This window comes from Pseudomonas peradeniyensis (genome assembly GCF_014268935.2).
GTDB classification, from domain to species: Bacteria; Pseudomonadota; Gammaproteobacteria; order Pseudomonadales; family Pseudomonadaceae; genus Aquipseudomonas; species Aquipseudomonas peradeniyensis.
On sequence record NZ_JABWRJ020000002.1, the window covers coordinates 837127 to 850134 of the forward strand.

Here is a 13008-nt window from a genome sequence, read left to right on the forward strand (position 1 = left end):
CGTGTCACTGATCGCTTCCGACCAATTCCGCATCGTTGTCGGCCTCGGCAAGAGCGGCATGTCCCTGGTTCGCTTCCTGGCGAACCGGGGCATTGCCTTTGCGGTCGCCGACACCCGTGAGCAACCGCCGGAACTGGACACCCTGCGCCGAGATTACCCGCAGGTGGAAGTGCGCTGTGGCGAGCTGGACGTGGACTTCCTGTGCCGGGCCAACGAGCTCTACGTGAGCCCCGGCCTGGCCCTGGCCACGCCTGCCCTGCAGCAGGCCGCCGCGCGCGGCGTGAAGCTGTCCGGCGACATCGAACTGTTCGCCCGCCACGCCAAGGCACCGATCGTCGCCATCAGCGGCTCCAACGCCAAGAGCACCGTCACCACCCTGGTCGGCGAGATGGCCGCCAAGGCAGGCAAACGTGTGGCGGTCGGCGGCAACCTCGGCACCCCGGCCCTCGACCTGCTGGCCGACGACGTCGAGCTGTACGTGCTGGAGCTGTCGAGCTTCCAGCTGGAGACCACCGACCAGCTCAACGCCGAAGTGGCCACCGTGCTGAACATCAGTGAAGACCACATGGACCGCTACAGCGGCCTGCCGGCCTATCACCTGGCCAAGCACCGGATCTTCCGCGGCGCCCGCCAGGTGGTGGTGAACCGCCAGGATGCCCTGAGCCGTCCGTTGCCGGTCGAAGGCCGGCCGAGCTGGAGCTTCGGTCTCAATGCGCCGGATTTCAAAGCCTTTGGCCTGCGCGAGGTCGAGGGCGAGAAGTACCTGGCGTTCGAATTCCAGACCCTCATGCCGGTGCGTGAGCTGAAGATCCGTGGTGCCCACAACCACAGCAACGCCCTGGCCGCGCTGGCCCTCGGCCATGCCGCCGGCCTGCCCTTCGAGCCGATGCTCGAGGCGCTGCGTGAATTCAAGGGCCTGGCCCATCGCTGCCAGTGGGTGCGCGAGCGCAACGGGGTGAACTGGTACGACGACTCCAAGGCCACCAACGTCGGTGCCGCCCTGGCCGCCATCGAAGGCCTGGGCGCCGATATCGAAGGCAAGCTGGTGCTGATCGCCGGTGGCGATGGCAAGGGCGCCGATTTCGCCGCCCTGCGCGAGCCGATGGCTCAACACTGCCGTGCCGTGGTGCTGCTCGGCCGTGACGCCGAGCGTCTGGCCGAAACCCTGGGCGATGCCGTGGCGCAAGTCCGGGTCAAGACCCTCGACGAAGCCGTGCAGCGTTGCGCCGAGCTGGCCCAGCCGGGTGACGCGGTGCTGCTGTCGCCTGCCTGCGCCAGCCTCGACATGTTCAAGAACTTCGAAGAACGCGGACGCCTGTTCGCCCAGGCGGCGGAGGGGCTGGCATGATCTTCGGCATCCTCAAGCCGTACCCGTCGCCGCTGATCAGCGGCCGTGGCATCGACCTCGACTTCCCGCTGCTGGCCGGTTGCCTGGCGCTGCTCGGCCTGGGCCTGGTGATGATCACCTCGGCGTCCTCGGAAGTGGCCGCAGTGCAGTCGGGCAACCCGCTGTACCACATGTTCCGCCACCTGGTGTACGTCACTCTCGGCCTGGGCGCCGGGCTGATGACCATGCTGGTGCCGATCGCCACCTGGCAGCGCATGGGCTTCCTCATGCTGATCGGTGCCTTCGGCTTGCTGGTGCTGGTACTGGTACCGGGTATTGGCCGCGAAGTGAACGGTTCGATGCGCTGGATCGGCTTCAGCTTCTTCAACGTGCAGCCGTCGGAGATCGCCAAGGTCTTCGTGGTCATCTACCTCGCTGGCTACCTGGTGCGCCGGCAGACCGAGGTGCGCGAGAGCTGGATGGGCTTCTTCAAACCGTTCATCGTGCTGCTGCCGATGGCCGGCCTGCTGCTGATGGAGCCGGACTTCGGCGCCACGGTGGTGATGATGGGCGCCGCGGCGGCCATGCTGTTCCTTGGCGGGGTGGGGTTGTTCCGCTTCTCGCTGATGGTGGTGCTGGCGGTCATTTCGGTGGTGGTGCTGGTCCAGGCCCAGCCATACCGCATGGCGCGACTGATCACCTTCACCGACCCCTGGTCCGACCAGTTCGGTTCCGGCTACCAGCTGACCCAGGCGCTGATCGCCTTCGGCCGCGGCGAGTGGCTGGGCGTGGGCCTGGGCAACAGCGTGCAGAAGCAGTTCTACCTGCCCGAGGCGCATACCGACTTCGTGTTCTCGGTGCTGGCCGAAGAGCTCGGCGTGATCGGCTCGCTGCTGACCATCGCGCTGTTCGTCTTCATTACCGTGCGCGCGCTGTACATCGGCCTGTGGGCCGAGAAGGCCAAGCAGTTCTTCGCCGCCTACATGGCCTTTGGCCTGTCGTTCCTGTGGATCGGCCAGTTCCTGATCAACATCGGCGTGAACGTCGGCCTGCTGCCGACCAAGGGCCTGACCCTGCCGTTCCTCAGCTACGGCGGCAGCTCGCTGGTGATCTGCTGCGCCTGCGTCGGGCTGTTGCTGCGGATCGAGTGGGAGAGCCGCACGCACCTGGGCAGCGAGGAACACGAATTCAAGGAGAGCGATTTTGCCGAGGAGACCAGTCATGGCCGCTGACGGCAAGAACATCCTGATCATGGCCGGCGGTACCGGGGGCCACGTGTTCCCGGCCCTGGCCTGCGCCCGCGAGTTCCAGGCCCGTGGCTACAAGGTGCATTGGCTGGGCACCCCGCGTGGCATCGAGCACGAACTGGTACCCCAGGCCGGCCTGCCGTTGCACCTGATCCAGGTCACCGGCCTGCGCGGCAAGGGCAAGCTGTCGCTGCTCAAGGCGCCGTTCACCCTGATCAAGGCCGTGCTGCAGGCGCGGCGCATCGTGCGTGAGCTCAAGCCGGTCTGCGTGGTCGGCTTCGGTGGTTATGTGACCGGTCCCGGCGGTGTTGCCGCCCGCTTGTGCGGGGTGCCGCTGGTGATCCACGAGCAGAATGCCCGCGCCGGCACCACCAACCGCCTGCTGCTGCCGTTGGCCGCGCGTGTCTGCGAAGCCTTCCCGGACACCTTCGCCGCCAGCGACAAACTGCGCACCACCGGCAATCCGGTGCGCCCGGAGCTGTTCATGGACGCGGCGCGCGCGCCCCTGGCCGAGCGCCGTGCGCGCCTGCTGGTCATGGGCGGTAGCCTGGGTGCGGAACCATTGAACAAATTGTTGCCTAAGGCCCTGTCCGAAGTGCCGGAAAACCTGCGCCCCGAGGTGTTCCACCAGGCCGGGAAAAACCACGCCCCCGTCACCGCCGAGCGTTATCACGAGGCAGGTGTCGAGGCCCAGGTCGAACCGTTCATCAAGGACATGGCCCATGCCTATGGCTGGGCCGATATGGTGGTGTGCCGGGCCGGCGCCCTGACCGTCAGCGAACTCGCGGCGGCGGGCCTGCCCTCGATGCTGGTGCCCTTGCCCCATGCCATCGACGACCACCAGACCCACAACGCCCAATACCTGGCTCGTGAAGGCGCCGCCTTCCTGATGCCACAAGCGACTACTGGCGCAGCGCAGCTCGCTGAACGCCTGAACGAGGTGCTGATGCAACCCGAGAAACTCAACGCCATGGCCGGCACCGCCCGCCGCCTGGCCAAACCTGGCGCAACCAGCACCGTGGTCGATATCTGCCTGGAGGTGGCCCATGGTTGAGAGCCAGAAAGCCATGCCCCACCCGAAAATGGGCCGTATCCGTCGCATCCACTTCGTCGGTATCGGCGGCGTGGGCATGTGCGGCATCGCCGAAGTGCTGCTGAACCTGGGCTATGAAGTGTCCGGTTCCGACCTGAAAGAGTCGCCGGTGACCGAGCGCCTGCAGTCGTTCGGCGCGCAGATCTTCGTCGGCCACCGCGCCGAGAACGCCGCCAACGCCGATGTGCTGGTGGTGTCCAGTGCGATCAACCCGGCCAACCCGGAAGTCGCCACCGCCCTGGAGCGGCGTATTCCCGTGGTGCCGCGCGCCGAGATGCTCGCCGAGCTGATGCGCTATCGCCATGGCGTGGCGGTGGCCGGCACCCACGGCAAGACCACCACCACCAGCCTGCTGGCTTCGGTGTTCGCCGCCGGCGGCCTGGACCCGACTTTCGTCATCGGTGGCCGCCTGACCGCGGCCGGCACCAACGCGCAGCTGGGCACCAGCCGCTACCTGATCGCCGAGGCCGATGAGAGCGACGCCAGTTTCCTGCACCTGCAGCCGATGGTCGCCGTGGTCACCAACATCGACGCCGACCACATGGCCACCTACGAGGGCGACTTCAACAAGCTGAAGAAGACCTTCGTCGAGTTCCTGCACAACCTGCCGTTCTACGGGCTGGCGGTGATGTGCCTGGACGACCCGGTTGTGCGCGAGATCCTGCCGCAGGTCAAGCGTCCGACTGTCACCTACGGCTTCAGCGAAGAGGCCGACATCCGCGCCATCAACGTGCGCCAGCAGGGCATGCAGACTCACTTCACCGTGCTGCGCCGTGACTGCGAGCCGCTCGAGGTGTCGGTGAACATGCCGGGCAACCACAACGTGCTCAACGCCCTGGCCACCATCGCCATCGCCACCGACGAAGGCATCAGCGACGAGGCTATCGTTCAGGGGCTGTCGGGCTTCCAGGGCGTCGGTCGACGCTTCCAGGTGTATGGCGAGCTGCCGGTCGACGGCGGCAGCGTGATGCTGGTCGACGACTACGGCCACCACCCGACCGAAGTCGCCGCGGTGATCAAGGCCGTGCGTGGCGGCTGGCCGAGCCGACGCCTGGTGATCGTCTACCAGCCGCACCGCTACAGCCGCACCCGCGACCTGTACGACGATTTCGTGCAGGTACTGGGCGATGCCAACGTGCTGCTGCTGATGGAGGTCTACCCGGCCGGCGAAGAGCCGATCCCCGGCGCCGACAGCCGCCAGCTGTGCCACAGCATCCGTCAGCGCGGCAAGCTCGACCCGATCTACATCGAACGCGGCGCCGAGCTCGCGCCGCTGGTCAAGCCGCTGCTGCGCGCCGGCGACATCCTGATCTGCCAGGGTGCCGGTGATGTCGGCGGCCTGGCCCCGCAACTGATGAAAAGCCCGCTGTTCGCTGGCGCCAAGCAGGAGAAGTCGAAATGACCAGCGCCTACGACACGCTGCATTCCACCCTCGACGTCAAGGCCTTCGGCCGCGTCGCCGTGCTGTATGGCGGCAAGAGCGCCGAGCGCGAGGTCTCGCTCAAGTCGGGCAAGGCCGTGATCGAGGCGCTGACCAGCGCCGGTGTCGACGTGGTCGCCATCGACGTCGGTGACGACCTGCTGGATCGCCTGCAGCGCGAGAAGATCGACCGCGCCTTCATCATCCTCCACGGCCGTGGCGGCGAGGACGGCAGCATGCAGGGCCTGCTCGAGTGCCTGGGGATTCCCTACACCGGCAGCGGCATCCTTGCCTCGGCGCTGGCCATGGACAAGCTGCGCACCAAGCAGGTGTGGCAGAGCCTGGGCATCCCGACCCCGCGTCACGCGGTACTGGGCAGCGAGCAGGACTGCATTGGCGCCAGTGCGGAACTGGGCTTCCCGTTGATCGTCAAACCTGCCCATGAAGGTTCGAGCATCGGCATGGCCAAGGTGAACAGCGAGCAGGAGCTGGTCGCTGCCTGGAAAGACGCCGCCAAATACGATTCGCAAGTACTGGTCGAGCAGTGGATCCACGGTCCGGAGTTCACCGTCGCCGTGCTGCGTGGCCAGGTACTGCCGCCGATCGCGCTGGGCACCCCGCATGTGTTCTACGACTACGACGCCAAGTACATCGCCAATGACACCCAGTACCGCATCCCGTGCGGCCTGGACAGTGCCAAGGAACAAGAGCTGATCGACCTGACCGCGCGTGCCTGCGATGCCGTTGGCATCGAGGGCTGGGGCCGTCTGGACGTGATGCAGGACGAGCAGGGCCGATTCTGGCTGCTCGAGGTCAACACCGCACCGGGCATGACCGACCATAGCCTGGTGCCCATGGCGGCCCGCGCCGCCGGTCTGGACTTCCAGCAGCTGGTGCTGGCGATCCTGGCCGACAGCGTAGCGAAGCGAGGTTAACCAGCCATGCAAGGCGCGATGATACGTCAGCAACCACCCGTTACCGGCCGCAGCAAGCCGGTGCCACGTGGTGCCAGCCGACTGGTGGCCGACGAGCCCGTATCGGCGCGCCTGCCTCGGCCAAGCTTCGGCGGTCTCAAGCGCCTGTTGTGGCCGGTGCTGCTGGTGGCTGCGGGCTTTGGCGCCTATGAGGGCGCCATCCGCCTGATGCCCTACGCCGACCGGCCGATCACCAAGATCGACGTGCAGGGCGACCTCAGCTACATCAGCCAGCAGTCGGTGCAGCAGCGGATCGCCCCCTATGTGGCGGCGAGCTTCTTCACCGTCGACCTGGCGGCGATGCGCGTGGAACTGGAGCAGATGCCCTGGATCGCCCACGCCGAAGTGCGCCGGGTGTGGCCGGACGAGGTGGTGATCCGCCTGGAAGAACAGTTGCCGGTGGCGCGCTGGGGCGACGAGGCCTTGCTCAACAACCAGGGCCAGGCCTTCACCCCGCGCGAGCTGGCCAACTACGAGCACCTGCCGCAGCTGTTCGGGCCGCAGCGCGCTCAGCAACAAGTCATGCAGCAGTATCAGGTATTGAGCCAGATGCTGCGCCCCATGGGCTTTTCCATCGCTCGCCTGGAGCTGCGCGAGCGAGGCAGCTGGTTCCTGACCACCGGTGCGGGCAGCGCCGGTGCGGGCGTCGAGCTGCTGTTGGGGCGCGACCATCTGGTGGAGAAGATGCGCCGTTTCATTGCCATTTACGACAAATCGCTTAAAGACCAGATCACCAATATCGCCCGCATCGATCTGCGTTATTCCAACGGACTTGCCGTTGGTTGGCGGGAACCGAATGCACCGACGACGGCCCAACCCGCCGTTGCGAAGAATTAGAGAGAGGCAGGACCATGGCAAACGCGCATAGCGGCAAAATGATCGTCGGGCTGGACATCGGCACCTCCAAGGTGGTGGCGCTGGTGGGTGAGGTCGGCGAGGACGGCACCCTGGAGATCGTCGGGATCGGCACCCATCCGTCCCGCGGCCTGAAGAAGGGCGTGGTGGTGAACATCGAATCGACCGTGCAGTCGATTCAGCGCGCCGTCGAAGAGGCCCAGCTGATGGCCGGCTGCCGCATCCACTCGGCGTTCGTCGGCGTGGCCGGCAACCACATCCGCAGCCTGAACTCCCACGGCATCGTCGCCATCCGCGACCGCGAAGTCAGCACCGCCGACCTTGAGCGCGTGCTCGACGCAGCCCAGGCCGTGGCCATTCCGGCTGACCAGCGGGTGCTGCACACCCTGCCGCAGGACTACGTGATCGACAACCAGGAAGGCGTGCGCGAGCCCCTGGGCATGTCGGGCGTGCGCCTGGAAGCCAAGGTCCACGTGGTCACCTGCGCGGTCAACGCGGCGCAGAACATCGAGAAGTGCGTGCGCCGCTGCGGCCTGGAAATCGACGACATCATCCTCGAGCAGCTGGCCTCGGCCTACTCGGTGCTGACCGACGACGAGAAAGAGCTGGGCGTGTGCCTGGTGGACATCGGCGGCGGCACCACCGACATCGCCATCTTCACCGAAGGCGCGATCCGCCACACCGCAGTGATCCCGATCGCCGGTGATCAGGTCACCAACGACATTGCCATGGCCCTGCGCACCCCCACGCAGTACGCCGAGGAAATCAAGATCCGCTACGCCTGCGCCCTGGCCAAGCTGGCCGGCGCCGGCGAGACCATCAAGGTGCCGAGCGTTGGCGACCGCCCGCCGCGCGAGCTGTCGCGCCAGGCCCTGGCCGAAGTGGTGGAGCCGCGTTACGACGAGCTGTTCACCCTGATCCAGGCCGAACTGCGTCGCAGCGGCTTCGAGGACCTGGTGCCGGCCGGCATCGTCCTCACCGGTGGCACCGCGAAGATGGAAGGCGCCGTGGAACTGGCCGAGGAGATCTTCCACATGCCGGTACGCCTGGGCGTGCCGCACAGCGTTCGGGGCCTGAGCGACGTGGTGCGCAACCCGATCTATTCCACCGGCGTGGGCCTGCTCACCTACGGTCTGCAGAAGCAGTCCGAGGACCCGTCCCTGACCGGTATCAGCAACAGCAACAGCAGCAACAACAGCTATGGCGATGAACCGAAGGGCCCTGTGCTTGAACGACTCAAGCGTTGGGTCCAGAGCAACTTCTAAGTTTCAAAGCAGTAGTGGTAGGCGCGACAACTAGAGAACTGTAAGGAGAGGGAAAATGTTCGAGCTCGTAGACAACGTCCCGCAGAGTCCGGTCATCAAGGTGATCGGCGTTGGCGGTGGTGGCGGCAACGCCGTCAACCACATGGTCAAAAGCAACATCGAAGGCGTCGAGTTCATCTGCGCCAACACCGATGCCCAGGCGCTGAAGAACATCGGCGCGCGCACCATCCTGCAACTGGGCACCGGCGTGACCAAGGGCCTGGGTGCCGGCGCCAATCCGGAAGTCGGCCGTCAGGCCGCGCTGGAAGACCGTGAGCGCATCGCCGAAGTGCTGCAAGGCACCAACATGGTGTTCATCACCACCGGCATGGGCGGCGGTACCGGTACCGGCGCGGCGCCGATCATCGCCGAAGTGGCCAAGGAAATGGGCATCCTCACCGTTGCGGTGGTGACCCGTCCGTTCCCGTTCGAGGGCCGCAAGCGCATGCAGATCGCCGACGAAGGCATCCGCATGCTGGCTGAAAGCGTCGACTCGCTGATCACCATCCCCAACGAGAAGCTGCTGACCATCCTGGGCAAGGATGCAAGCCTCTTGTCCGCCTTCGCCAAGGCCGACGACGTGCTGGCCGGTGCCGTTCGCGGTATCTCCGACATCATCAAGCGTCCGGGCATGATCAACGTCGACTTCGCCGACGTGCGCACCGTGATGGGCGAGATGGGCATGGCGATGATGGGGACCGGTTGCGCCAGCGGCCCGAACCGTGCGCGCGAAGCCACCGAGGCGGCGATCCGCAACCCGCTGCTCGAAGACGTCAACCTGCAGGGTGCCCGCGGCATCCTGGTGAACATCACCGCAGGTCCAGACCTGTCGCTGGGCGAGTACTCCGATGTGGGTAGCATCATCGAGGCCTTCGCCTCCGACCACGCGATGGTCAAGGTCGGCACCGTGATCGACCCGGATATGCGTGACGAGCTGCACGTGACCGTGGTGGCCACCGGCCTGGGCGCGCGCATCGAGAAGCCGGTCAAGGTGGTCGACAACACCCTGCAGACCGCCCAGCAGGCGTACGAGGCTTCCAACCCGGCGCCGGTTCGCCAGGAGCAGTCGGCGGTCAACTACCGTGACCTGGAGCGTCCGACCGTGATGCGCAACCAGGCCCACGCGGGTGCCGCGGCGGCAGCTAAACTCAACCCTCAGGATGATCTGGACTACCTGGATATCCCGGCGTTCCTGCGTCGTCAGGCCGATTAATGGAATTTATCAGGGGTATTAGGGTGATTGGTGTTCAGCAAAGGCCGGGTCTGTTATCATCCCCAGCCTTTGTTGATACCTGTTCGCAATTTGCGCTGAAGCGGCCAATGCCATGATTAGACAACGCACCCTGAAGAATACCATCCGTGCCACAGGTGTCGGCCTGCACTCCGGGGAGAAGGTCTACCTGACCCTCAAGCCTGCGCCTGTCGACACCGGCATCGTCTTCCGTCGCGCCGACCTCGACCCTGTGGTCGAAATCCCGGCGCGCGCGGCCAACGTCGGTGAGACCACCATGTCCACGACATTGGTCAACGGTGACGTCAAAGTCGATACGGTCGAGCACCTGCTCTCCGCCATGGCGGGCCTGGGCATCGATAACGCCTACGTCGAGCTCTCCGCCTCGGAAGTGCCGATCATGGATGGCAGCGCCGGACCCTTCGTATTCCTGATCCAATCGGCCGGCCTGGAAGAACAGGACGCAGCCAAGAAGTTCATCCGCATCCTGCGCGAAGTAACAGTGGAAGAGGGCGACAAGCGCGCCACTTTCCTGCCTTTCGACGGGTTCAAGGTGAGCTTCGAGATCGACTTCGATCACCCGGTCCTCAAGGGCCAGACCCAGAGCGCGGTCGTCGATTTCTCCAGCACCTCGTTCGTCAAGGAAGTCAGCCGTGCCCGCACGTTCGGCTTCATGCGTGACATCGAGTACCTGCGCAAGCACAACCTTGCGTTGGGCGGCAGCGTGGAGAACGCCATCGTGGTCGACGAGACCGGCGTGCTTAACGAAGACGGCCTTCGTTCCGATGACGAATTCGTCAAGCACAAGATCCTCGACGCCATCGGCGACCTTTATCTGCTGGGCAACAGCCTGATCGGCGAGTTCAAGGGCTACAAGTCCGGACACGCGCTGAACAACCAGCTGCTGCGCAAGCTGATCGCTGAAACGGACGCTTGGGAAGTGGTCACCTTCGAAGATGCCAGCACGGCACCGATCTCGTACATGCGCCCTGTTGCGGCCGTGTAAGTTCGAACACTCTCTCTAGTGTGATTAAGGCCACCTTCGGGTGGCCTTTTTTATGCCTCGTGAAAACTACAGTGTGTCAGTTGGAGTTCCATAGGCCGTCGGCTGCAGAGGGTACGCTGTTTTACAAATGTTGTATGCGTCTCGTTGCGGACATAGTTTGAATCATGTTGTTTTGGCTGTTTCGGACGCATCCTACATACATTAAACATTTGGCTGTGCAGTCTAGTGAGGTCCATCTACAAGGAGTTTGCGAATGGCTTATCACGGATATATGGCTATCAAGGGGCGGTTCCGAGGGCTGCTTTCGGCAGGATGCTCAACTCAGGACTCTCTTGGCAATCGGTATCAGGCTGGGCACACAGATGAAATCATGGTGCTCTCGTTTTCGCACAATCTCTCGAATATAGATAACACTGATCGGGCGACACATCGTCCCGTTTTAATTACTAAGCATCTCGATAAGTCTACCCCGTTGCTCGCGGAAGCACTGGTCAGTCGTGAAATTGTAGACTGCAAGATTAATTTTTATCGGATAAACGCTAGTGGTAAGCAAGAGCGATTTCTTCACATTGAGCTCACTGGTGGGCTACTTGTTGATCAGCGTATAGAAATGCCGCACTCGGTCTTGCTCAATGATCAGGATCCGCAGGAGTACCTTGCCATTCGCTACAGCTCTATATGTTGGCAACATTTGATCTCTGGCACTAGCGGCTATGCAAACTGGGGTGGAGGAGATTGAACGGGGCGCGGAGAGGCGGCTCTTCGGGGGAACGCGAGCTCTGGGAGTTAAGCCATCTGGCTGGCAGACTTAACAGTTATGCGTGCGAGATTGGTGCTCGATATATCAGTGATGACGGTTTGAGGGTGCAGTTCACCCAAGAGGTCTCATCCAGCTCCAAGGCTGTTGTGGAGGGTGTTCGAAGGGGAGAGCTTACTGCTGAGCAAGCGTCAGTTGCGCTAAGACGTGAACATAGAGAGCTTTATGCGCAAGTTGATGAGTATTTAAAGCTTGTGGCGGGAGTTGCTGCTGGGGTGTTACAGGTAGGTACCGGCTTGGCAGTTTGTAAGCTGTCACTGGGTGTTGGCTGTGTTGCAGGAGGCATACCTCTGATACTGCATGGTGTCAATAATGTCTATGAGAATGGCAGGAATGTTATCAGTAGGCGAAACGACACGGTAGGTCCCATTCGCAGAGGCTATCAAAAGTTTGCGGAATTGTCCGGAGGGCGCGCTTCACATGGTAATGTCGCCTATGGGTCTGCTGATATCGCCTTGTCAGGCTTTGGACTGAGCCGTATGGTTCTGAAAGAGGGGGCTTGGCGACTTTTTAGATATATTCAGGCGGATAAGGTCAGGGCCTATAAGGAAATGGGTAAGGGCGCGATAATGTTCGAAGTTGGCGTTGACATGCTGACGGGGGAACAGGTGCTGATAGAGTTGGGCAAACGATGATGGCTCTGGTCTTTGTCTCGGCTGTCGTTTTGGGGGTGTGGAGTGCTTATGCACTGCGCTTCAAATGTTCGGGTGCGCGACTTGGCTATGGCCTGTTTTTCCTATGCTTTTTCTATAACATGTTTTTTATAACATATTATATGCGCGTGATTGATCGTTCCTATTTTCTGTTCTTTGGATATCATCCGGATTTCTTGAGCGCGAACCCCGTCGTAGGTTGGGGGTGCCTGATCGGGGCCATTCTGCACTGTGGCGCGATGCCCTCCAGGAATGAACCTCGAGGAAAACGGAAAAATGAATTACTTTGAGCAGCTTGGTTAGGGGCTGTTACTTGTGATCTGCAGGCAAAATGCGGATCTGGAGTTTTCAGCACCAAACCTGCTCTGCAAAAGACCGCGTGGGCAATGTAGAAATATACAGGACCTTTCAGCTCTTATCCTTTACCTGCGCATGCGCCGCTAGGCGCTCCAGTGCTGCGCGCAACTTCGGATCGCTGATGCCTTCGGCCGAACCTAGGATGCTGTCTGCGGCAGATTCCGACAGTTCAGGCCCGTGGCCTTCATGTTTTGCCGCCACCAGCGGCGGCTGTACCTTGAACTGGATGCGGCTCAGGTTGGCGAACGCCTCCATGGCTTGCAGCTGGCGTTGCAGGCGCTTCTGCTGGTAGCGCAGGCGGGTGGCCCAATGGCCGTCGGTAACCACCAGCAACAAAGTCCCTTCCTTCCAGGAGGCCACGTGGCAGTGCTCGCGGGCGGCCGGTTGCAGCTGGCTTTCCAGCAGGCGCTGCAGGTGCTCGAGGCGCTCGGCCTGGTTGAGCAGCAGGCGCAGTGGCCGGGCCTTGCGCAGCAGGTCGGCGGGGGGGCGGGCAGGGGTGGGTTTGTAGGCCATGGAGGTCTGCAGAGGGTTACAGGATCGACAGTCTACCAGTTGGGCATTCATCGCGGGGCAAGCCCGCTCCCACGCCAGCGTGTGGCCGGGCGTGGGAGCGGGCTTGCCCCGCGAGCGGTCGCCGGATCTTGATGCAAGTCATTCGCGATACGTTTCATCTTCGCGCACCTTGAACTTGCGCAAAAAGCCCCTATGTTAGTCAGGCCCCCTA

General features: G+C 63.2%; 12 protein-coding genes. 11 read left to right on the plus strand and 1 reads right to left on the minus strand.

From position 1 onward, the window contains the following. Position 1 precedes the first annotated feature (1 nt). The 11 genes from murD to HU751_RS13330 all read left to right on the plus strand — a co-directional run bounded on the left by murD (position 2) and on the right by HU751_RS13330 (position 11909). Positions 2–1348, plus strand: a complete 1347-nt coding sequence (murD, locus tag HU751_RS13280) for a UDP-N-acetylmuramoyl-L-alanine--D-glutamate ligase (RefSeq protein WP_186713254.1) — start codon at positions 2–4, stop codon at positions 1346–1348. After that, complete coding sequence (gene ftsW, locus HU751_RS13285) at positions 1345–2559, plus strand: putative lipid II flippase FtsW (protein WP_189657241.1); 1215 nt, start codon at positions 1345–1347, stop codon at positions 2557–2559. The genes murD and ftsW overlap by 4 nt, the downstream gene beginning before the upstream one ends. Next, positions 2549–3628 carry an undecaprenyldiphospho-muramoylpentapeptide beta-N-acetylglucosaminyltransferase gene (gene murG, locus HU751_RS13290; protein ID WP_186731944.1) on the plus strand — a complete coding sequence of 360 codons (1080 nt, stop codon included), beginning with the start codon at positions 2549–2551 and terminating at the stop codon, positions 3626–3628. The genes ftsW and murG overlap by 11 nt, the downstream gene beginning before the upstream one ends. Then, the gene (gene murC / locus HU751_RS13295; RefSeq protein WP_186713255.1) at positions 3621–5069 is read left to right on the plus strand and encodes a UDP-N-acetylmuramate--L-alanine ligase; all 1449 of its coding nucleotides are present in this window, start codon (positions 3621–3623) and stop codon (positions 5067–5069) included. Before murG ends, murC begins: the two co-directional genes overlap by 8 nt. After that, positions 5066–6022 (plus strand): D-alanine--D-alanine ligase, encoded by a 957-nt coding sequence (locus HU751_RS13300; RefSeq protein WP_110736710.1) that lies wholly within the window; start codon positions 5066–5068, stop codon positions 6020–6022. The genes murC and HU751_RS13300 overlap by 4 nt, the downstream gene beginning before the upstream one ends. Before the next feature lie 6 nt (positions 6023–6028). Beyond that, positions 6029–6898 carry a cell division protein FtsQ/DivIB gene (locus HU751_RS13305; protein WP_062364074.1) on the plus strand — a complete coding sequence of 290 codons (870 nt, stop codon included), beginning with the start codon at positions 6029–6031 and terminating at the stop codon, positions 6896–6898. A 14-nt stretch (positions 6899–6912) separates the two neighbouring features. Continuing rightward, positions 6913–8181, plus strand: a complete 1269-nt coding sequence (ftsA, locus tag HU751_RS13310; protein ID WP_028689735.1) for a cell division protein FtsA — start codon at positions 6913–6915, stop codon at positions 8179–8181. A gap of 55 nt (positions 8182–8236) precedes the next feature. Next, positions 8237–9433, plus strand: a complete 1197-nt coding sequence (ftsZ, locus tag HU751_RS13315) for a cell division protein FtsZ (RefSeq protein WP_028689734.1) — start codon at positions 8237–8239, stop codon at positions 9431–9433. Between the two features lie 112 nt (positions 9434–9545). Next, entirely contained in the window at positions 9546–10457 is a 912-nt protein-coding gene (gene lpxC, locus HU751_RS13320; RefSeq protein WP_028689733.1) for a UDP-3-O-acyl-N-acetylglucosamine deacetylase, read from the plus strand. Between the two features lie 253 nt (positions 10458–10710). Next, positions 10711–11196, plus strand: a complete 486-nt coding sequence (locus tag HU751_RS13325; RefSeq protein WP_186731945.1) for an Hcp family type VI secretion system effector — start codon at positions 10711–10713, stop codon at positions 11194–11196. 125 nt (positions 11197–11321) lie between these two features. After that, positions 11322–11909: a DUF4225 domain-containing protein gene (locus HU751_RS13330; RefSeq protein WP_186731946.1), complete on the plus strand. Its 588-nt coding sequence runs from the start codon at positions 11322–11324 to the stop codon at positions 11907–11909. Between the two features lie 426 nt (positions 11910–12335). Here HU751_RS13330 and HU751_RS13335 read toward each other — a convergent pair whose 3' ends face one another. Next, positions 12336–12797, minus strand: coding sequence for a DUF721 domain-containing protein (locus tag HU751_RS13335; RefSeq protein WP_186731947.1), 462 nt, complete (start codon positions 12795–12797; stop codon positions 12336–12338). Positions 12798–13008 lie beyond the last annotated feature (211 nt).

Coding starts and splice junctions, on each gene's coding strand:
- ftsW (WP_189657241.1), top strand. CDS start 1,345: ATGATCTTCGGCATCCTCAAGCCGTACCCGTCGCCGCTGATCAGCGGC.
- murG (WP_186731944.1), top strand. CDS start 2,549: ATGGCCGCTGACGGCAAGAACATCCTGATCATGGCCGGCGGTACCGGG.
- murC (WP_186713255.1), top strand. CDS start 3,621: ATGGTTGAGAGCCAGAAAGCCATGCCCCACCCGAAAATGGGCCGTATC.
- HU751_RS13300 (WP_110736710.1), top strand. CDS start 5,066: ATGACCAGCGCCTACGACACGCTGCATTCCACCCTCGACGTCAAGGCC.
- HU751_RS13305 (WP_062364074.1), top strand. CDS start 6,029: ATGCAAGGCGCGATGATACGTCAGCAACCACCCGTTACCGGCCGCAGC.
- ftsA (WP_028689735.1), top strand. CDS start 6,913: ATGGCAAACGCGCATAGCGGCAAAATGATCGTCGGGCTGGACATCGGC.
- ftsZ (WP_028689734.1), top strand. CDS start 8,237: ATGTTCGAGCTCGTAGACAACGTCCCGCAGAGTCCGGTCATCAAGGTG.
- lpxC (WP_028689733.1), top strand. CDS start 9,546: ATGATTAGACAACGCACCCTGAAGAATACCATCCGTGCCACAGGTGTC.
- HU751_RS13325 (WP_186731945.1), top strand. CDS start 10,711: ATGGCTTATCACGGATATATGGCTATCAAGGGGCGGTTCCGAGGGCTG.
- HU751_RS13335 (WP_186731947.1), bottom strand. CDS start 12,797: ATGGCCTACAAACCCACCCCTGCCCGCCCCCCCGCCGACCTGCTGCGC.